The sequence below is a fragment of the Bacterioplanoides sp. SCSIO 12839 genome (assembly GCF_024397975.1).
Taxonomy (GTDB): Bacteria; Pseudomonadota; Gammaproteobacteria; order Pseudomonadales; family Oceanobacteraceae; genus Bacterioplanoides.
The window spans coordinates 3876792-3897612 of sequence record NZ_CP073745.1; the positions used below are offsets into that span (position 1 = coordinate 3876792).

The 20821-nt window shown below is 49.1% G+C and carries 22 protein-coding genes; 4 read left to right on the plus strand and 18 right to left on the minus strand.

The genetic code is table 11. From position 1 onward, the window contains the following. Positions 1 to 7 precede the first annotated feature (7 nt). Positions 8 to 2089, plus strand: coding sequence for a glycine--tRNA ligase subunit beta (gene glyS, locus KFF03_RS17510; protein ID WP_255858211.1), 2082 nt, complete (start codon positions 8 to 10; stop codon positions 2087 to 2089). Between the two features lie 132 nt (positions 2090 to 2221). On the opposite strand, the gene KFF03_RS17515 is transcribed toward glyS, so the two are convergent. From KFF03_RS17515 to rsmG, 14 genes are all read right to left on the minus strand, one after another. Next, complete coding sequence (locus KFF03_RS17515) at positions 2222 to 2497, minus strand: type II toxin-antitoxin system YafQ family toxin (protein WP_255858212.1); 276 nt, start codon at positions 2495 to 2497, stop codon at positions 2222 to 2224. Further along, positions 2494 to 2751 (minus strand): type II toxin-antitoxin system prevent-host-death family antitoxin, encoded by a 258-nt coding sequence (locus tag KFF03_RS17520; protein ID WP_255858213.1) that lies wholly within the window; start codon positions 2749 to 2751, stop codon positions 2494 to 2496. Before KFF03_RS17520 ends, KFF03_RS17515 begins: the two co-directional genes overlap by 4 nt. A 153-nt stretch (positions 2752 to 2904) precedes the next feature. Beyond that, positions 2905 to 3333 carry a F0F1 ATP synthase subunit epsilon gene (locus KFF03_RS17525; RefSeq protein WP_255858214.1) on the minus strand — a complete coding sequence of 143 codons (429 nt, stop codon included), beginning with the start codon at positions 3331 to 3333 and terminating at the stop codon, positions 2905 to 2907. Between the two features lie 61 nt (positions 3334 to 3394). After that, positions 3395 to 4789 carry a F0F1 ATP synthase subunit beta gene (gene atpD, locus KFF03_RS17530; protein WP_255858215.1) on the minus strand — a complete coding sequence of 465 codons (1395 nt, stop codon included), beginning with the start codon at positions 4787 to 4789 and terminating at the stop codon, positions 3395 to 3397. Between the two features lie 38 nt (positions 4790 to 4827). Further along, positions 4828 to 5688, minus strand: coding sequence for a F0F1 ATP synthase subunit gamma (atpG, locus tag KFF03_RS17535; protein WP_255858216.1), 861 nt, complete (start codon positions 5686 to 5688; stop codon positions 4828 to 4830). A gap of 66 nt (positions 5689 to 5754) precedes the next feature. Next, positions 5755 to 7293 (minus strand): F0F1 ATP synthase subunit alpha, encoded by a 1539-nt coding sequence (gene atpA / locus KFF03_RS17540; RefSeq protein ID WP_255858217.1) that lies wholly within the window; start codon positions 7291 to 7293, stop codon positions 5755 to 5757. Between the two features lie 15 nt (positions 7294 to 7308). Next, positions 7309 to 7845, minus strand: coding sequence for a F0F1 ATP synthase subunit delta (locus KFF03_RS17545; protein ID WP_255858218.1), 537 nt, complete (start codon positions 7843 to 7845; stop codon positions 7309 to 7311). An 11-nt stretch (positions 7846 to 7856) separates the two neighbouring features. Continuing rightward, positions 7857 to 8327, minus strand: coding sequence for a F0F1 ATP synthase subunit B (locus tag KFF03_RS17550; protein ID WP_255858219.1), 471 nt, complete (start codon positions 8325 to 8327; stop codon positions 7857 to 7859). Between the two features lie 67 nt (positions 8328 to 8394). Next, entirely contained in the window at positions 8395 to 8622 is a 228-nt protein-coding gene (gene atpE / locus KFF03_RS17555; RefSeq protein ID WP_255858220.1) for a F0F1 ATP synthase subunit C, read from the minus strand. Between the two features lie 67 nt (positions 8623 to 8689). Beyond that, on the minus strand, positions 8690 to 9553 hold the full coding sequence (gene atpB, locus KFF03_RS17560) for a F0F1 ATP synthase subunit A (RefSeq protein WP_255858221.1): 864 nt from the start codon (positions 9551 to 9553) through the stop codon (positions 8690 to 8692). A 23-nt stretch (positions 9554 to 9576) separates the two neighbouring features. Next, positions 9577 to 9948: an ATP synthase subunit I gene (locus tag KFF03_RS17565; protein WP_255858222.1), complete on the minus strand. Its 372-nt coding sequence runs from the start codon at positions 9946 to 9948 to the stop codon at positions 9577 to 9579. Positions 9949 to 10220: 272 nt separating this feature from the next. Beyond that, positions 10221 to 11183 (minus strand): ParB/RepB/Spo0J family partition protein, encoded by a 963-nt coding sequence (locus tag KFF03_RS17570; RefSeq protein WP_255858223.1) that lies wholly within the window; start codon positions 11181 to 11183, stop codon positions 10221 to 10223. Between the two features lie 20 nt (positions 11184 to 11203). After that, positions 11204 to 11968 (minus strand): ParA family protein, encoded by a 765-nt coding sequence (locus KFF03_RS17575; protein ID WP_255858224.1) that lies wholly within the window; start codon positions 11966 to 11968, stop codon positions 11204 to 11206. Positions 11969 to 11979: 11 nt separating this feature from the next. Then, positions 11980 to 12621 (minus strand): 16S rRNA (guanine(527)-N(7))-methyltransferase RsmG, encoded by a 642-nt coding sequence (gene rsmG / locus KFF03_RS17580; protein ID WP_255858225.1) that lies wholly within the window; start codon positions 12619 to 12621, stop codon positions 11980 to 11982. A gap of 192 nt (positions 12622 to 12813) precedes the next feature. On the opposite strand from rsmG, the gene KFF03_RS17585 reads away from it, so the two are divergent. Continuing rightward, positions 12814 to 14124: a dicarboxylate/amino acid:cation symporter gene (locus KFF03_RS17585; protein ID WP_255858226.1), complete on the plus strand. Its 1311-nt coding sequence runs from the start codon at positions 12814 to 12816 to the stop codon at positions 14122 to 14124. Between the two features lie 79 nt (positions 14125 to 14203). After that, positions 14204 to 14623: a glutaredoxin family protein gene (locus KFF03_RS17590; RefSeq protein WP_255858227.1), complete on the plus strand. Its 420-nt coding sequence runs from the start codon at positions 14204 to 14206 to the stop codon at positions 14621 to 14623. A gap of 22 nt (positions 14624 to 14645) precedes the next feature. Here KFF03_RS17590 and KFF03_RS17595 read toward each other — a convergent pair whose 3' ends face one another. From KFF03_RS17595 to KFF03_RS17610, 4 genes are all read right to left on the minus strand, one after another. Then, positions 14646 to 14864 (minus strand): hypothetical protein, encoded by a 219-nt coding sequence (locus tag KFF03_RS17595; RefSeq protein WP_255858228.1) that lies wholly within the window; start codon positions 14862 to 14864, stop codon positions 14646 to 14648. A gap of 93 nt (positions 14865 to 14957) precedes the next feature. After that, positions 14958 to 16655, minus strand: a complete 1698-nt coding sequence (locus KFF03_RS17600; protein WP_255858229.1) for an EAL domain-containing protein — start codon at positions 16653 to 16655, stop codon at positions 14958 to 14960. Positions 16656 to 16743: 88 nt separating this feature from the next. Further along, the gene (mnmG, locus tag KFF03_RS17605; RefSeq protein WP_255858230.1) at positions 16744 to 18642 is read right to left on the minus strand and encodes a tRNA uridine-5-carboxymethylaminomethyl(34) synthesis enzyme MnmG; all 1899 of its coding nucleotides are present in this window, start codon (positions 18640 to 18642) and stop codon (positions 16744 to 16746) included. A 378-nt stretch (positions 18643 to 19020) separates the two neighbouring features. Next, positions 19021 to 20013, minus strand: coding sequence for a hypothetical protein (locus tag KFF03_RS17610; RefSeq protein ID WP_255858231.1), 993 nt, complete (start codon positions 20011 to 20013; stop codon positions 19021 to 19023). A gap of 121 nt (positions 20014 to 20134) precedes the next feature. Here KFF03_RS17610 and KFF03_RS17615 point away from each other — a divergent pair, with 121 nt between their 5' ends. Next, complete coding sequence (locus KFF03_RS17615) at positions 20135 to 20782, plus strand: DsbA family protein (protein WP_255858232.1); 648 nt, start codon at positions 20135 to 20137, stop codon at positions 20780 to 20782. Positions 20783 to 20821 lie beyond the last annotated feature (39 nt).

Genomic DNA, 20821 nt, shown 5'->3' on the forward strand with positions numbered 1-20821 from the left:
ATTGGAAATGAGCACGCAAACGAATTTAACAAAAAGTTTTCTGGTGGAATTAGGTACTGAAGAATTACCACCAACTCAACTGAAAAAATTAAGCGATGCCTTCACTGCCGGTATCGAAGATGGCTTGAAAGAAGCGGGCCTGGCAAATGGTATTGAAGTGATATCTTTTGCATCACCTCGTCGTCTGGCTGTTGTGGTAAACAATCTGGCTGAAAAACAAGATGATCGTGATGACGTGCTGTGGGGTCCACCGGCCAATATCGCATTCGATGCCGACGGTAAGCCAACCAAAGCCGCTGAAGGTTTCGCTAAAAAAGCCGGTATTGATCTGTCTGACGCTACCGAAGAAAACGGCAAGTTAAAAGTTTCCCGTCGAATCGAGGGTAAAGCGACTACTGAACTGCTGGAAAGTATTGTTCAGACCTCTCTGGATAAATTGCCTATCGCCAAGCGTATGCGTTGGGGCTCAAGCCGTAACGAATTCGTTCGCCCGGTACAATGGTTAGTCATGTTATTCGGTGAGCAAGTGGTTGAAGCAGAAATTCTCGGGGCTAAAGCGGGCAACCAGTCTCGTGGCCACCGCTTCCACGCCAATAAAGACATCACGATTAATTCCAGCGCCGATTATCAGCAAGCGATGCGTGATGCTTTCGTAATTGTTGATTACAACGAGCGTAAAGAACTCATTCGCCAGCAAGTGACTGCTAAAGGCGAAGAAGTGGGTGGCGTTGCCATTATCGACGAAGACCTGTTAGACGAAGTCACCGGCCTGAACGAATGGCCAACTGCGTTGGCGGGTAACTTCGATGAAGACTTCCTTCGTGTACCAAGTGAAGCACTGGTTTCTTCGATGAAAGAGCACCAGAAGTATTTTCATGTCGAAGACAAAGAAGGCAAGTTGAAGCCAATCTTTATCACCCTGACCAATATCGAATCGAAAGATCCGCAACAGGTGATCGAAGGTAACGAAAAAGTGATTCGCCCACGCCTGGCGGATGCTGCTTTCTTCTGGGACACCGATCGTAAGAAAACTCTGGAAAGCCGTTACGAAAAACTGGATACCATTGTTTGGGTTAACAAGCTGGGCACCTTAAAAGCGAAAACCGATCGCATCGGTGCATTAGCCGATAAAGTGGCTACGGCTATTGGTGCTGATAACGCATTAGCGCAGCGTGCAGCCAAGCTGTGTAAAACCGATTTGTTAACCGACATGGTGTATGAATTCACCGACCTGCAAGGTATCGCTGGTACTTATTACGCGCAGGGTGATGGCGAGCACGCTGACGTTGCTGCAGCAATGCAGGAACAATATATGCCTGCCTTCGCCGGTGACGAGCTGCCTGCTACCCAAGCGGGTTTATGTGTAGCACTGGCGGATCGTATCGACAGCCTGGTTGGCCTGTTTGGTTTAGGCCAAATCCCAACCGGTTCTAAAGACCCATTCGCATTACGTCGTGCGTCTCTGGGTGTGCTGCGTATTCTGGTGGAAAAAGAAATCGATATCGATTTAGGCCAATTAATTGATTGGGCGCTTGAAGCGAATTGGGAAACTGCCCCGAAAGCAGAAACCAAAGCTACCCTGACCGAATATATGCTGGAGCGTTTCTCGGCCTGGTATAAAGACGAAGGTATTTCTGCGGAAGTATTCCAGTCGGTACGTGCTTTAGGCGTTACCAACGCACTGGACATCAACAACCGCGTACAAGCGGTTAACAGCTTCTCTGCCATGGAGGAAGCGCAAGCACTGGCAGCAGCCAATAAACGTGTTTCTAACATCCTTGCTAAAAACGGTGGTGAAGCTGTTGTTGCAGACGTTAACGAAGCGCTGTTAAGCGAAGATGCAGAGAAAGTACTGGCTACTCAGGTTGCTGAAAAACAAACTGAAGTGCAGCCATTATTAGCCGACGCTAAATACAAAGAAGCATTAGCTTCTTTAGCTGGCCTGCGCGATGCAGTTGATGCTTTCTTCGATAACGTCATGGTGATGGCGGATGACGAAGCGGTTAAAAACAACCGTCTGGCGCTGCTGAAACAGCTTCAGGGCTTGTTTATTGCCATTGCGGATATCTCACTGCTGCAGCAGGGTTAAGAGCTATAAGGCTGATCAGCACCTTTAGCCACATAAACAAAACCTCGGTCAGTATCCACTGTCCGAGGTTTTTTATGGCGTCATTTAACGAAGCTCCTATCCGTGAGGCGGTAGCAGAGTTTCTCACGTTAGTTAGTACACCTGATCGTGATCTCCGATATCCACTAACACGATGCCTTCTTCCGTGATCTCAAAGTATAAGGTGATGCGGTAACGCATATTAATAGAGACAGATGAGAGGCCTTCCAGTCGACCACTCAGTTTATGTAGTCTCAGTGACGGATGGAGAGGGTTGAGAGTAAGTAGTTCCAGCGTTTTCTGATATTGGCTGCGTATTTGTGGATGTCGCTTTAAGAACTTCTTCGCTCGTTTGTTATAGCTGTCTGAGAAAAGCAGCCGGTAAGTCACGAATCATCATCCATACGCTTCATGTGTTGTTCAACGCTTTCAGCCTGATAATGCCCGGCCGCGATATCCGCTTTGGTTTGCTGCAATGCGACTTCCAGCTCATACTCGCGGTACTTTTCGTATTCTTCAATATCCAGAACAACATAGCGGTTTTTGCCACGCACGCTGATGATGGCTTCGCCGGTTTCAGAAACACTGGATTCAATCACACCAATACCTTTGGTTTTCAGCTCATTGGCAGTAATACTTTGCATGTTGAACCCCTAAAGTGCTTTCAATAGTACGATTAAGCGTATTGTAAATCATATTACTTAAAACACGTAACTTAGCGATCATCTCGTAAACAATAAAAAAACCCGCGCTGTTTGCACAGAGCGGGTTCTTTATTCGTATCAAATCTGGGTGACTTAGTGCTTGCCCAGTTTCTCACGGATCTGCTGGATAGTACGCAGTTGTGCTGCGGCCTCGGCCAGCTGAGTAAGCGCACGGGAGTAATCAAAGTCTGCACCCTGATTTTCCATGGCTTTCAGTGCGTGTTCTTTTGCCTGAATTGCAGCTGCTTCGTCGATGTCACCAGCGCGAACAGCGGTATCAGCCAGAACAGAAACACAATTGGGCTGTACTTCCAGATAACCGCCAGAGACGTAAACAACCTCTTCTTCACCGCCTTGTTTAACAATGCGGATTGGACCAGGTTTCAGCGGAGTCAGCAGTGCTGTGTGGCCAGGTTCAATACCCAGATCACCCAGTTCACCGTGAGCTACTACGCGTTCTACCAGGCCAGAGAACAGGTTCTCTTCGGCGCTGACGATATCGCAGTGGACGGTAATCGCCATAGTCGTATCCTCAGTTAGAGAGGCGACTCGCTACTCAGTGAGTGGTGAGCCGCCAGCCCAATTACATGTTTTTCGCTTTCTCAATAGCTTCGTCGATGGTACCTACCATGTAGAACGCTTGTTCTGGCAGTTCATCGAATTCACCATTCAGGATGCCCTGGAAACCACGGATGGTTTCTTTCAGAGACACGTATTTACCAGGCGCACCAGTGAAGATCTCTGCCACGTGGAATGGCTGAGACAGGAAACGCTCGATCTTACGTGCACGGGCAACCAGCTGCTTATCTTCGTCGGACAGTTCGTCCATACCCAGAATCGCAATGATGTCTTTCAGCTCTTTATAACGCTGCAGTACACCCTGAACGCCACGAGCGCAGTCGTAATGTTCGTTACCGATAACCAGTGGATCCAGCTGACGAGAAGTAGACGCCAGTGGGTCGATCGCTGGGTAAATACCTTTAGAAGCGATGTCACGAGACAGAGATACGGTAGAGTCCAAGTGAGCGAAAGTAGTCGCCGGGCTTGGGTCAGTCATATCATCCGCAGGTACGTATACCGCCTGGATAGAAGTAATAGAGCCAGTCTTCGTGGAGGTAATACGCTCCTGAAGTACGCCCATCTCTTCTGCCAGAGTTGGCTGGTAACCTACCGCTGAAGGCATACGGCCTAACAGTGCAGATACTTCGGTTCCCGCCAGGGTGTAACGGTAGATGTTGTCAACGAACAACAGTACGTCTTTACCTTCGTCACGGAACTTCTCAGCCATGGTCAGACCCGTCAGAGCAACACGCAGACGGTTACCTGGAGGCTCATTCATCTGGCCGTAAACCATTGCTACTTTAGAGTTTGGCTTGTTTTCCAGGTCTACAACACCGGATTCAGCCATCTCGTAGTAGAAGTCGTTACCTTCACGAGTACGCTCACCAACACCTGCGAATACAGACAGACCGGAGTGTGCCTTCGCAATGTTGTTAATCAGCTCCATCATGTTTACGGTTTTACCAACACCGGCACCACCGAACAGACCAACTTTACCACCCTTAGCGAATGGGCAAACCAGGTCAATTACCTTGATACCGGTTTCCAGCAGGTCAGTGGAGTTTGATTGCTCGTCGAAAGTAGGTGCTGCACGGTGAATAGAAGCAACTTCTTTCTCACCGATAGGACCACATTCGTCGATAGGACGGCCAAGCACGTCCATGATACGACCCAGAGTCTCAGTACCAACTGGTACAGAGATAGGACCGTTTGTGTTTGTTACAGGAAGGTCACGTTTCAGACCTTCTGTTGAGCCCATTGCAATAGTACGAACTACGCCGTCACCCAGCTGCTGCTGAACTTCCAGAGTAGTTTCAGTACCATCAACGGTCAGGGCGTCGTAGACCTTAGGTACACTGTCGCGTGGAAATTCCACGTCGATAACGGCACCGATGATCTGTACGATAGATCCGCTCATTTTCGGTTCCTCTTAATCTTAAACCTTGAATCCCGGGCTTATACAGCCGCGGCACCGCTTACGATTTCTGAAATTTCCTGAGTAATTGCTGCCTGACGAGCCTTGTTGTAAAGCATGTTCAGGTCGTCAATCATGCTGCCCGCATTATCGGTAGCGTTCTTCATCGCTAACATACGTGCAGCCTGTTCACAGGCGTTATTCTCAATTACACCTTGGTACACCTGGGACTCTACGTAACGAATCAACAGGCCTTCGATAATATCTTCTGGCGCTGGCTCGTAGATGTAACCCCACTGGCGTTTCAGGGAATCGTCTTCTTTCGCCTTCAGAGGCAGTAACTGCACTGAAGTCGGCGTTTGGGTCATGGTGTTTACAAAACGGTTATAAACGATGAACAAACGATCGATCTTACCTTCGTCGTATGCATCCAACATTACTTTAACCGCTCCGATCAGGCTGGCTAACTCAGGCGCATCACCCAGTTGGGCTTTTGCTGCTACTACGTTGCCGCCAAAACTGTTGAAAAACAGGCCGGCTTTAGCGCCGACAGCACAGAAGTCAACTTCCACGCCTTTGTTTTTCCAGTCCTGAGCTTCTTTAGCGACGGTCTTGAACATGTTGTTGTTCAGGCCACCACATAAGCCACGGTCGGAAGACACCACGATATAACCAACACGCTTGATTTCGCGGTCTTGCATATAACGGTGACGATATTCAGGTGCAGCATTCGCCAGGTTACCAATCACATCACGGATTTTATCCGCGTATGGACGGCTCGCTTGCATGCGCATCTGAGCGCGACGCATTTTACTTACGGCAACTTTTTCCATTGCTGAAGTAATTTTCTGCGTGCTTTGAACACTCGATATCTGCTCTTTAATCTCTTTTCCGACTGCCATAAGACTGTCCTACGTTTTCTTAGTGAATCCAGCTGGTGCAACCGCTAAGTCGCACCAGCACCGGACTTACCAGGTCTGAGTGCTCTTGAATTTCTCAATCAGCTCTTTCAGACCGGCAGCGATTTCGTCGTTGTAGTCGCCTTTAACATTGATCTTGTCCATCAGCTCTTTGTATTCGCTGTTGGCGTAGCTCAATAAAGCGGCTTCGAACGCCTGAATCTTGTTCACTTCAACGTCTTCCAGGTAGCCTTCGTTGGCAGCATAGATAGACAGACCCATTTCAGCGGTCTTCATCGGAGCGTACTGACCTTGCTTCATCAGCTCGGTTACTGCACGGCCGTGTTCCAGCTGCTTACGGGTTGCATCATCCAGGTCAGAAGCGAACTGAGCGAATGCTGCCAGTTCACGGTACTGAGCCAGAGCCAGACGAATACCACCGCCCAACTTCTTGATGATCTTAGTCTGGGCTGCACCACCTACACGAGAAACCGAAATACCGGCGTTCATTGCAGGACGGATACCCGAGTTGAACAGGCTGGTCTCCAGGAAGATCTGACCGTCAGTAATCGAGATCACGTTGGTAGGTACGAATGCAGATACGTCACCACCTTGAGTCTCAATGATTGGCAGAGCTGTCAGGGAACCGGTTTTACCTTCAACACCACTTACGCTCTTAACGTAGTCAGCGTTTACGCGACATGCGCGCTCCAGCAGACGGGAGTGCAGGTAGAAAACGTCACCAGGGTAAGCTTCACGGCCAGGAGGACGCTTCAGCAACAGGGAAATCTGACGATAGGCCCATGCTTGCTTAGTCAGATCGTCATAAACGATCAGAGCATCTTCACCACGATCCAGGAAGTATTCACCCATCGCACAGCCAGCGTACGGTGCCAGGAACTGCATAGCAGCAGGATCGGCAGCGCCAGCAGCAACGATGATGGTGTGATCCATCGCGCCGTGTTCTTCTAATTTACGTACTACGTTAGCGATGGTTGACTGCTTCTGGCCAACGGCAACGTAGATACACTTAACACCAGTACCTTTCTGGTTGATGATCGCATCGATGGCCATCGCAGACTTACCAGTCTGACGGTCACCAATGATCAGCTCACGCTGACCACGGCCGATTGGCACCATGGAGTCAACGGCTTTGTAACCAGTTTCCAGTGGCTGGTCTACGCCTTGACGTGCAATTACGCCAGGTGCAACGCGCTCAACCGGAGCAGTAGTGTTAGTTTCGATCGGACCTTTACCGTCGATTGGGTTACCCAGCGTGTCGACTACGCGACCCAGCAGAGCTTCGCCAGTCGGTACTTCTAAGATACGACCAGTACATTTAGCGGTCTGGCCTTCGGCCAGAGACTTGTATTCACCCAGAACAACAGCACCTACGGAGTCGCGCTCCAGGTTCATTGCCAGGCCGTATACGCCGCCTTCAAATTCAATCATTTCACCGTACATGGCGTCAGCCAGACCGTGAATACGAACGATACCGTCAGATACAGATACGACGGTGCCCTCGTTCTGGGCTTGTGAAGTCACATCGAGATTTTCGATGCGTTTTTTGATGACTTCACTGATCTCAGATGGATTCAGTTGCTGCATGCATCGTCCCTCAAACTAGGAGTTCATCGCTTCGGCTAACTTGGACAATTTGCCAGTTAGCGAGCCGTCAATTACCAGGTCACCGGCACGGATGATCGCACCACCGATGAGAGACTCATCGACTTCGCTGCTCATACGTACATCACACTTCAGCTTGGCTTTTAAAGACTCAGCCAGCTTATCTTGTTGTGCGTCGGTCATTTCAAACGCGGTAGTAACAACAACGTCTACCGTGTTTTGCAGTTGTGCCTTCAGCTCTTCAAACAGAGCCGATACTTCTGGCAACAAGCTTAAACGCTTGTTATCAGCCAGAACGGCCACCAGGTTTTTGGCTGCTTCATTCAGCTTGTCGCCACATACGTCTAATAGTGCTTGCGCTTGCTGCTCAGCAGTCAGAGAAGGGTGCACCAGAATATCGGCCAGATCGGCATCGGCGGCAAAAGCAGCCAGTACGCTCAGATCATCAGACCAGGCATCCAGTGTGTTTTTCTCTTGTGCTTCAGCAAACGCAGCTTTTGCGTATGGCCGAGCGAGAGTTGTTAATTCAGCCATGCCAACCTCGCTTACAGTTCGTTAGCCAGTTGATTCAGCAGCTCTTCGTGAGCAGCAGCGTCAACAGACTTTGCAAGGATTTTGGCTGCGCCAGCTACTGCCAACTCAGATACCTGAGCACGCAGCGCTTCTTTAGCACGGTTCGCTTCCTGAGCTACTTCTGCCTGAGCAGCAGCAACCAGACGCTCACCTTCAGCGCGGGCTTGTTCTTTGGCTTCGTCAACGATTTGGTTAGCACGCTTGCTAGCCTGTTCGATGATTTCAGCAGCTTTTTCTTTGCTCTCACGTAACTGGTCAGCGGCTTTCGCCTGTGCCAGTTCTAAATCGCGAGCAGCGCGGTTAGCTGCGTCTAAACCATCAGCGATTTTCTTTTCACGTTCCGCCATAGCGCTGGTCAGTGGTGGCCAGACGTATTTCATGCAGAACCAGACAAAAATCGCGAACGCAATCAATTGACCAAGGATGGTCAGATTCAAGTTCACGGCGATTACCTCTTACGAATTCGTTGGAGTAAGTGATTAATAAACACGATCAGAGATCGTGCTCAGATTAACCAGCTACAACGAAGATCAGGTACATCGCGATACCAACACCGATCATAGGCACGGCGTCTAACAGGCCAGCCATCAGGAAGGTTTTGGTTTGCAGCTGAGGACCCAGCTCTGGCTGACGTGCAGTACCTTCCAGCAGCTTACCGCCCAGCAGAGCGAAGCCGATACCAGTACCCAGTGCACCCAGGCCGATCATGATTGCAGCAGCAATGTAAACGAGTTCCATATGAGACTCCTAAAGGTTTAGTTAAGTAAGTTAATTAAAGGGTTAAAATCGTCTGTTAATTACGCTGTTAGTGGTCTTCGTGAGCCTGACTCAGATAAACAATCGTCAGAACCATGAAGATGAACGCTTGCAGCGGAATCACCAGAATATGGAAGATTGCCCACGGCACATTCAGAACCCATTGTAGGTAGAATGGCAGCAGCGCAATCAGAATAAATACAACCTCACCCGCGTACATGTTACCGAACAGTCGCAGTGCCAGAGACAAAGGTTTAGTCAGCAGACCCAGAACTTCCAGGAACAGGTTGAACGGGATTGCAATCGGGTGATTGAACGGTGTCAGAGACAGCTCTTTCGCGAAGCCACCTACACCTTTAACTTTGATGCTGTAGTAAACAATCAGCAGGAATACGCCTAACGACAAGCCCAGTGTGCCGTTTGGATCGGCCGTTGGAACAATCTTGAAGAAAGGCAGGCCAGCCGCGTGGGCAATGCCAGGAATAATATCAACCGGAACCCATTTCAAAGAGTTCATCAGGAATACCCAAACGAAGATCGTTAAGGCTAATGGAGCAACCAGTGGGTTACGACCATGGAAGGTTTCTTTCACCGTGCCATCAACAAATTCAACAACGGTTTCCACCATGTTCTGCAGTTTGCCCGGGATACCGGAAGTCGCTGCTTTGGCTGCCTTACGGAACAACCAGGCAAACAGCAGACCCATCGCCAGAGACCAGGCGATCGAATCAACGTGAACCGCCATAAAGCCCATATCCTGAGCTTCTTTGCCGCTCAGCGCCATGGTCCAGGTGTCCTGGGTTAATTCAGTTTCATTGCCGTCTTTATCAGTACGAACATAACCTGCCGGCAACTTGCCGTAGGTGAGATTGGTTAAGTGGTGCGAGATATACTCTTGGGAGTTACCAGCCATTGTTCACTCTCAATTCCAAAGGTTTAAAAATTAGTCATTCTGGCTGAGGCCAAGTGCCCCAGCTGCACTGTCATAAACGCTACAAACAATGCAGGAACATTCAATGGCTCAACTCGCACAAATATCACGGCAAAACTCAGTGCGGTGAGCATAAATTTCCAGGCTTCTCCCTGGTATAACGACTGAACCACTTTGTCAGCCATTCTTGCTCCGGAATAGCGGAATGCTCGCCAGACGAAATACGCGCTGGGGATGGCACAAGTTAAACCTCCCAACAACGCCGACTTGGCGGCTACATCACTATGAATCCAGGCAATTGCGGTTGCTAAAAGTGTCAGGCCGAACTGTACAACAATGAGTTTGTACACCGCCTGGCGAGGAAAAATTGATGACACACACGCCTCGCATCACTTCAAAAATTTAATGTTTAAGCAAAAAAACACGACTCTGCATAAACAAAAAGACAGCAACGCCCAAATTTAGAGCGCCGTGATTATATTGGCTCGACCAATACGCATCAACCGAAACCGAGTGTAAACACACGTTAATTAGTCGTATTTCGGTGATGTGTGTCATTCACGGGGTGAATGGGGGCTAAAAAGTAGGGGAATAGTGGTCAAGATGACCACCATCATGAGAATAAGACAATATTTTGAGCTGAACCGCTTTATTGAATATGACGCAAAATCCCATCCAACTCATCCAGATTGGTGTAATTAATCACCAGCTGACCTTTGCCCTTGGCGCTGTGTTTGATTGCAACCTTAGCACCCAAACGATCGCCCAATAAACGCTCCAGGCGTTGGATATCAGGATTGGCTTTGGCTTGTTCCGTATTCTGATCACCACCGTTTTGCAGATTGCGCACCAAGGCTTCAGTCTGACGTACCGTTAGCGCACGAGTGACAACCTGAGCAGCGGCTTCAGACTGCTGGCCACCTTGTAAACCCAGCAGCGCACGGGCATGGCCCATCTCGATATCGCCATGCTCGAGCAAACGCTTCACGTCGTCGTTCAGATTCATTAAGCGCAGTAGATTGGCCACTGTTGCGCGGTTTTTACCCACAGCTTCCGCCACTTCCATTTGCGTGAGCTCAAACTCATGCTGCAGGCGATGCAAAGCCATCGCTTCTTCCATTGGGTTCAGGTTTTCACGCTGGATGTTTTCGATCAGCGCCATCGCGATGGCGGCTTCATCCGGCACATCACGAATTAACGCCGGAACCGATTCCATCTGCGCCAATTGGCAGGCACGCCAGCGGCGTTCACCAGCAATGATTTCGTACTTGGGTGTTTCAGGTGTGCCGCCAGCAATCGGGCGAACCACAATCGGCTGCATCAGCCCCTGAGCTTTGATGGAAGCGGCCAGCTCTTCCAGCGCCTCAGGCTGAATATCTTTACGTGGCTGATACTGACCCGGCTGAATCCACTCAACCGGTAGGTGCGAAAGCTCACCATCTTTAGCCGCACTTACCGTTGCTTCAGGTTCACTCGCAGCATCTGACATTACGCCAGCAGGTTTGGACGTTGATTCGGTCGCCACTTCAACTGGCTCAATGGCAACGGCTGCTTTTGAGCTGGCCATCAGGGCATCCAGGCCACGTCCTAATCCACGTTTTTTCTTCGACATTCTTCTTACACTTAAATCAATTACTTATTACGGCGATTCATTTCGCCGGCCAGCGCCAGATAAGCCACGGCACCGCGGGAGTTTTTATCGTAAACCAGCGCTGGTAAACCATGGCTCGGCGCTTCTGCCAAGCGCACATTGCGTGGAATCACAGTGCCATAAACTTTGTCACCAAAATGCTCGGTTAACTGTGCCGACACATCCTGCGTCAGGCCATTACGCGGGTCATACATGGTGCGTAACAAGCCTTCAATTTCCAGCTTAGGATTGATGCTTTCTTTTAATGACTCGATGGTTTGCAACAAAGCACTCAGCCCTTCCAGTGCGTAATATTCACACTGCATTGGGATTAGTACCCCCTGGGCCGCCACCAAAGCATTCAGTGTCAGCATATTCAGTGAGGGCGGGCAGTCGATCAGGATATAGTCGTAATCAGGACGCACTTCGCCAAGCGCATCACGCAGCTTGCTTTCTTTGCGCGTGGCTTCCATCAATTCGACTTCTGCCGCCACCAGATCTCCATTACCTGGCAACAGATCATAACCGGCTGGATCGGCTTGCTGAATCGCCGCTTCCGTTCGACAACCGCCGGTTAATACATCATAAAGGGATAACTCAAGATCGTGCTTATCTATGCCAGACCCCATGGTGGCATTGCCTTGTGGATCGAGATCCACCAGCAGAACACGACGCTTGGTGGCGACCAGCGACGCTGCCAGGTTCACAGCCGTAGTCGTTTTACCCACGCCACCTTTCTGATTGGCTATTGCCAGAATTTTACTCACAGAGAACTTCCTTAAGCAGGCATAATCCGTAACAGATGGCGCTCGCCATCCACACCCGGAACATCCAGTTTAAAACTTTCAACTACATTGAAGTTACCTTCAATCGCAACAATTTCGTCATCCGGATACTGACCTTTCATCGCCATGAAACAGCCATGCTCAGCCCGTAAATGCTGGCACCAATGGGTCATGTCATAAAGAGAAGCGAAGGCCCGGCTGACAATCATATCGAAAGGCTTAGGTGGATGATACGCTTCAACCCGATCGTTCACTATGGTGACATTGTCTAGGCCCAGAGCGGTTTTTGCCATAAACAGGAAGCGGGTTTTTTTGCCATTGCTGTCGAGCAGCATGAATTCTTTATCCGGGTTCATAATGGCCAACACAATGCCAGGCAAACCCGGGCCGGTGCCGATATCAGCGATCAGGCTGGCTTCTTGCACATAACGGTTAACCACCAGACTATCGAGCAGGTGCAGCGGCACCATTTGTTGCGGATCACGAATCGCCGTCAGGTTGTACGCTTTATTCCACTTAATAAACAGCGCCAAGTAATCACTGAGTTTAGCCAGCTGCTCAGTCGATAAATCAATCTGCATCGCCTGCGCACCGCGGGCTATTTGCTCGGTGAGTTGTTCAATCGGCACGGTCATGGAAATCTCGCTTGCAAGCTATCAACGAAAAGCCGCGCATCTTAGCATAATTCCACAGACCGCAAGCGGCTTTAACTCGCTATTCACAACACATTGTTACTCATCTGTTGAGGTATTAACTGGCTTGATCTGAGTTAAACTGCGCTGCTCGCCAACCTCTACAATGAGGTTAAGACGCTCAGGAAGAATGAAATGAAGTTATTTAACAAAGATGTGCCCGACAGTTATGCCGGCGAGGGAGTAAAACATCTAACCAAATTGATCCAGCGCCAACTGTGGATGCAAATCCTGCTGGCGCTAGTGTTGGGAGTCTTTTTTGGCAGCTGGTTATCGCCAGAAGGAGGCCGGGCGGTTCAGGCAGAAACAGCTTATTCAATTGCCGAATGGGTGAAACTACCCGGCACCATTTTCCTGAATATGATCCAGATGGTGGTGATTCCACTGGTACTCAGCTCAATTATGTTGGGCGTTGGCGGCGGTGGTGATGCGTCTAATCTGAAATCCGTCGGTTTAAAAATTGCGCCGTATTTTGTTCTCACCACCACTCTCGCAGTGACCATTGGCATTACCTTAGCGCTGCTGATTCAGCCTGGTAATTACGTCGATGTGGATGCATTGATGGCGAACACCAACACAACGATTCCTGCGACCATGGCACCCGCCAGCGATATATCAATCCCACAGCGCTTATCGGCTCTGATACCAACCAATATCACCCGTGCAATTTACGAACAGAGTATGTTGCAGCTGGTCATTTTCGCTATTTTAATGGGCCTGGCGATGGCCAGCGTGCCACGTAAGCGGGTCGCAGCCTTACGCGACATGGTCGAAGGGGTACAGGAAATTTCCATGAAGGTCGTAGGCTGGGCCATGCTACTGGCACCTTACGCAGTGTTTGGTTTATTAAGCGAAATTTCCATCAAGGTCGGACTGGAAGTATTACTGGGAATGTCGGCTTATGTCGGCACTGTTCTGTTGGGGTTATTCTGCTTGTATCTGACCTATCTGATAATCGTCAAGCTGTTCGCTCAACGTCCTGTATTAGCATTTGCCAAAGCGGTACGCCCGGCTCAATTATTGGCGTTTTCCACCTCCAGTTCCGCCGCCGTGATGCCGCTATCACTGCAGATTGCCCAGGACGAGTTAAACGTCGACGACAGCACCGCGAAATTTGTTGTACCGCTGGGCGCCACAGTGAATATGGACGGCACGGCTTTATACCAGGTCATTGCGGCGGTCTTTCTGGCTCAGGTTTTTGGTGTCGATCTTCAGATTCATGAGATCTTATTGCTGGCCATTACAACCGTGGGGGCATCCATTGGTTCACCTTCCACACCGGGTGTTGGTATCGTCATCCTGGCAACGGTACTTAACAGTATTGGTGTACCGGCAGAAGGCATAGCGCTGATATTGGGTGTCGACCGGATTCTCGATATGTGCCGCACCTCGGTTAACGTGACCGGTGATTTAGTCGCCTGTACCGTGATGCAACGCTGGGCTTAGGTCAAAGTGTGATTGCACTGTACTGATTCTTCAGCGTACAGTACATCCATACCAATCAAATTGAACACAGGGAGCACGGATGCGCCTTATCATTGCACTTGCAACTATTGCTTTCAGCTGCTGTACATTAGCAGGCATTTACAAGTGGACAGACGCCAACGGCAAAGTCCACTTCAGTGACCGCCCAATGTCGAAAAACGCAGAGGCTCTTGAACTCACACCAACCAATAGTGTGTCTTTTACCAAAACCAGCGCAAATCATGGAAGTAACCTCACTATTTACACCGCAGAATGGTGTGGTTACTGCACCAAAGCCAAAAAATATATGCGTGACAACCAAATTGTATTTCGTGAATTTGATATTGAAAAAAGTCGAGAAGGAAAGCTGCGCTATCAGAGTTTTAACAGCAAAAGCATTCCGCTGTTCACACTTAATCAAGAACGTATGACAGGTTTCTCACCTAAGCGCCTGGATAGCTTCATCAAACGCAACCAATAACACCAAATGGTCGTAGTGGTCTCTAACAACCCCGCGTTACAACAAATTCATCCTGATCCAGATTGGTCAGATGATATTGTGCCTGATGAAGGATATCGGCCATCTTTCGGCGCTGACCCAGACGGGTCAGTAGCTCAGTAAACAACAGATCTTCGGCATATTGGGCATTCAGCTGTTTGTCTTTGCTGTCGTCCAGTTCGGCTAATAATTCTTTAACCAGATGTAATTCGCCACTCATCATTTCTCTCCCGTCATACGACTGTTGCAGTCAGTATGGCTGACATAAAAAACCCGGTTTTGATAAGTATCAAGGGCTGACCATCCTTTTCAGAGGCTATTCAATAAAAACGTAAGTATTCTCAAATTGCTGCTGACTGATGGGTTTTGCAAACAGAAAGCCCTGATACTCCTGGCAATTCAGACGCTTCAGTTCAACCAACTCTTCATTCGTTTCAACACCTTCAGCCGTCACCCTCAAACCCAGACTAGCAGCAAGGTTAACAAGGGTTTCGACCAGCTTCATATTGGTTGGGTTGTTGTGCAGATCAGTAATAAAAGAGCGATCAATTTTGAGTTTATTCAGTGGCAGCGTTGCCAGATAAGATAAAGAGGAATAACCCGTCCCAAAGTCATCAATCGCGACTGAGATAGCAGAGTCTTTCAGCTTGACCATCGTAGTCGTTGCCATTTCTTTGTACTTAAATAACAGGCTTTCTGTGATCTCGACCTCAAGGTGCCGACCACTAAGTTCTCGCTGCTCGAGTTGATTCTTGATGTACTCGGCTAAGTATTTATTTTCGAATTGGCATGAGCTGACATTAATCGCCAACTTAAAATCTGGCGATGCAGATAATAATGACTGCCAGTTTTTTAATGCATCCAGAGCTTCACGAATCACCCATTCACCAATCTCGTGAATCATGCCAGACTCTTCAGCAACCGGAATAAAATCTGCCGGTGAAACCTCACCTAAATCCGGATGACGCCAACGAATTAAAGCTTCCGCCCCAATCAGGCGTTGGTTCTGATCAAACTGTGGTTGGTAGACCAAATACAGTTCTTTGAGTGCAACCGCGCGGTGTAAATACGCATGCAACTGATGCTGGCGCTTGGCAGAGACACGGAGTGTTTCAGAAAAAAATTGATATTTATTCAGCCCATCGCGCTTAGCACTGTACATGGCCAAGTCGGCTTCGGTGAAACCGTCTTTGGTTACATTGCTATAACCATCCAGCTCAGTAATGCCAATACTGGCGCCGATGGTAACAATATTATGTTCCAGCCTGATCGGTCTGTTTAATGTCTCAAGAATGTCTTTCGCGATTGCTTCCAGCTTTGTTTTCAGCGGCTGTTTATGCTCAAACGTTTTAAAGATACTGAATTCATCACCGCCCAATCTGGCGAGAGACGCACCATGCTTATCCGCAACCCGCTGAAAATAGCCAGCAACCAGCTTCAACAACTCATCTCCAATTGAGTGGCCCAGCGTATCGTTTACTTGTTTAAAGCGGTCTAAATCAATAAACAATAACCCCGCCGATGTGTAATCGTGCTGAGCGATTGTATTTTGTATGCTACGCCGGTTTTCAAGTCCAGTGAGCGGATCGATTAATGCTTGTCGTTCGATTTGCTGACGGTACTCAACTTCTGCGGTGATATCCTGATATGTACCTAATACGCCGATGGTTACTCCATCTTCAGTTTGCATCGGTGCTTTGTTGGTGCGCAGCCACTTCGTTGGCTTGCCGGGAATAACCAACGCCTCTTCAATATCGAGTTTCGCTTTACCGCTGTTAATGACCTCGCGGTCATCATCACGTTTGGGCTCAGCTTCTTCCTGTGTATCAAAAATGGCGTAGTCGGATTGCCCAACCAATGACTCAAGGTTTTTAAAACCAATATCATCCAATAACTTTTGATTCGCGCCCAGATAGTTCAGATCAACATCTTTCCAGAAGACACGTAAAGGAATGGTATCCAGTACGATTCTCAATAACTGTTCAGGTGTCAGCTGGTCTTTGTTTGAGGGCATATAAAGCACTGTTCAACGAATAAATCTTCTGAGACTAGTCAGGGGATGACCAAACTGCAATGCGCCTTTAAGCTCATCTCAAAAACAATCAGGCCGTCATCTGATTCGCCAATTTGCGCTTTTTCAGATGGATCAGAATCTGGCTGATCGCCGCCGGAGTCACACCAGAGATACGCGACGCCACACCCAGCGTTTCTGGTTGTACGGTTTGCAGCTTTTGTTTCACTTCGTTGGATAAACCACCAATGGCATCGTATTCCAGATCCGTTGGCAGTTTGGTGTTTTCGTAGCGGCGCAATTGTTCAATTTCTTCCAGCTGACGAGCGATATAACCATCATACTTGGCTTGGATTTCCACCTGCTCGGCTACCTGAGCGTCTTCCACAGATTCACCTTTCAGGTTAGCGACTTGTGAATAATTCAAACCCGGGCGTTTCAGCAGATCGTGCAGGCTATATTCACGGGCAATCGCGGCTTCCCCCATGTCTTCCAGCTGTTTCGCTTCGTCGGTACCGGCCTGAACCCAGGTGGTTTTCAAACGTTCAGCTTCGCGTTCAATGCCTTCTTTTTTGGCAGAAAAGGCCGCCCAGCGCTCATCATCGACCAGGCCTAAGTTACGACCCACTTCGGTCAGGCGTAAATCGGCGTTGTCTTCACGCAGCACCAGGCGATATTCCGCACGGCTGGTGAACATACGGTACGGCTCTTTGGTACCCATGGTGATCAGGTCGTCGACCAGTACACCGATGTAAGACTGATCACGACGTGGAATCCAGGCGTCTTTTTCCAGCGCCCGTAATGCGGCGTTGGTACCAGCCAACAAGCCTTGTGCACCGGCTTCTTCATAACCGGTGGTGCCGTTGATTTGACCGGCGAAGAACAGGTTGTTCACAAACTTGGTTTCCAGGCTGTGCTTCAGATCCTGCGGATTAAAATAATCGTATTCGATGGCGTAACCCGGGCGGGTAATATGCGCGTTCTCGAAGCCTTTCATGCTGTGGATTAAATCCAGCTGCACATCAAACGGCAGCGAAGTGGAAATGCCGTTCGGGTATAACTCGTTGCTGTTCAGGCCTTCCGGCTCAACAAAGATCTGATGGCTGTCTTTATCGGCAAAACGCATCACCTTATCTTCAATCGATGGGCAATAACGTGGACCAACCCCTTCGATCACACCGGCATACATTGGCGAGCGATCGAGGTTGTTACGGATAATGTCGTGAGTCTGCTCGTTAGTGTGAGTGATATAACAGCTCACCTGCTCTGGGTGTTCTTCCACTGAGCCCATAAAAGACATCACGGGCAGAGGCGTATCGCCCGGCTGTTCCTGCATTACGGAGAAATCGACACTGCGGCGATCAATACGAGCCGGAGTACCGGTTTTTAAACGACCAACGTTAAACGGCATTTCACGCAGACGCTCAGACAAAGCAATCGACGGCGGATCACCAGCACGGCCACCTTTGTGGTTTTCCATACCGATGTGGATAAGTCCACCAAGGAAAGTACCGGCGGTCAGCACCACAGTAGTGGCATGGATACGCATATTGGTGTTGGTCACCACACCACAAGCGGTTGAACCGACACCATCGCCCTGGACAATCAAGTCATCACATGAGGCCTGGAAGATATCCAGGTTATCCTGGTTCTCAACGATGTTACGAATGGCGGTGCGGTATAACGCACGGTCGGCCTGGGCACGGGTTGCACGAACAGCAGGGCCTTTGCGGCTATTTAAGGTACGGAACTGGATACCGGCCAGATCGGTAGCGCGCGCCATGGCACCACCTAAAGCATCAATTTCTTTCACCAGATGGCTTTTACCAATACCACCAATCGCCGGGTTGCAGGACATCACACCCACAGTATCGGTATTGTGAGTTAACAACAGAGTCTTACAACCGGTACGCGCCGCCGCTAAGGCTGCCTCAGTACCGGCGTGTCCACCGCCAACCACAATCACATCGTACCGAACCGGATAATCCACAACTCACCTCAAATCTTGTTGTTTGCGCTCAAACTTTTACACACTTTTCTTCTACATTTTATCGGCGTTTCAACGCCTGCTGAGCGAAAAGGGCGCGCATTATATCAGGAGTGCAATCAATAGGGCATAGCATTGAACAATTTTTAACCATCAAAGTTATCCACTTTATCCACATAAGATTTTTGGCTGTGTTAATTTTCCCCCACAGACTGTTTTTATTTTCACCTTATTCAATAAAAACAATTACTTAGGCTGTGCATAAATCTGTATACAATTGTAGATAAGTTACTATCAACAGCTTGGAGCATGACTTTATGCATAAAAAAACCCAGGCTTTGCCCGGGTTTTTTTCAAATAAATCACAGAGTTTTCAACAGATTAAGCGGCATCACCGCCAGCACCTGCATCGCCGCCAGCACCCGCATCGCCGCCAGCACCCGCATCGCCGCCAGCACCCGCATCGCCGCCAGCACCCGCATCGCCGCCAGCACCCGCATCGCCGCCAGCACCCGCATCGCCGCCAGCACCCGCATCGCCGCCAGCACCCGCATCACCGCCGTCGCCTGCAGCGGGGCTTGCCGGAGGAGTAAAAGTCATAAATAGCAGGGAATTGTCCGCACGGAAGTAAAATTCCAAAGCACCATCTTTATTAAAACCAGCAAAACCAGGCACGTTTGACTCGTTGAAAGCCGGACAGTCTTCTCGCTCTGTGAGCGTCACACGATACAAATTAAAATTAGTATCTAATGTGGATAAACTGCCACGGAAGTTACACCCAGCGTTGGCTTCATCAGTGGCAACACCCGTGAATGTTGCACCTTCTCCCGCACGGGTGATTACCAGCTCATGGTTTGTCGCCGTCCATTTGCCTATTTTGATCAGGTTAGACAGCGGGCTGTTATTTTCCCAGGTCCCATCACGGGTTAACTGCACATTACCCGTTGGTGTGTCATCGATACTGTAGCTGCCAAAGAGAGAGTCATTGCTGGCTGTCAGGCTGGTCAACTGGGTATCCAGTTGATAACTGGCTTCGTTTCCATCGGCGGTGAATTGTTTCGCCTCCGTATTGGAATCTTCGTTAAGCGCATATGCCGTTAGTTCAGCAACCACTGTTTGATTGCCAGCATTCAGAACAACCGTGCCGTAATAACCATTGTTCTCATCAAGTGCATAAACATTACCGTTGTACACTAATACCCTCAGGTCAGTGGTTTGATTAAACTGGCCATCCCAGAAGCCACTCAAAGAAGCCGTCTGATCGGTGATGGTTTCTCCCTGATCATTAACAATTTCATCGTCATCATCTTCGGCAATACAACCACCAAGGTTCATGGATAAGGCCAGGCAGGCTGCCAGAGTAATTTTCTGCACGTCAAACTCCGCTCGTGAATGATGTTATTAAAGATAGCAATCGGCCGAAGTTTTGCTGGCTTTAGGGAACTAAAACGCTATAACCGATTCTTTAATCCATGTTTTGACCGAGTACTGAACGATGATGCCTGCACCAAAACAGTTAACCACTCTGATTTATTGTTATGACCCAATGTGCAGCTGGTGCTGGGGGTTTAAGCCTGTGTGGCAGCGTTTACAGGAAATGCTTCAGCCACAGATTACTCAGGGCGAGTTAATAATCGAATACCGGGTGGGCGGCCTGGCACGAGATTCAGATCAACCCATGCCGGAAACAATGCAGAACATGTTGCAGGACACCTGGCGCAATATCCGGCAACAGCTGGGGACAGAGTTTAACTTTGATTTCTGGCACGATTGCCAACCGCGACGCTCAACGTATCCGGCCTGCCGCGCTTGCCTGGTGGCACGCAAGCATGGCCTGGAAGAGAAGATGATCGAACAGATTCAGCACGCCTATTATCTGAATGCACAGAACCCATCGAATAATTCGACCTTAAAGCAGTGCGCACATAACATCGGCATTGAAGGTGATATTTTTGATGCTTCACTGAAAGAGATTGAAGCAAACCAAACACTGGAGCGTGAAATAAGAGGAGCACGCCAGCTTGGGTTAAATTCATTCCCGTCACTGGCGTTGATGAAAAACGAACAAGTGATTCATATCGCGCTGGATTATCACGATGCCAATGTGATGGCCGAACGTATTCAGCAAGTGTTGAAAGGCTGAAATGACAAAGAGATATCAAATCGATATCTCTTTGCTCCC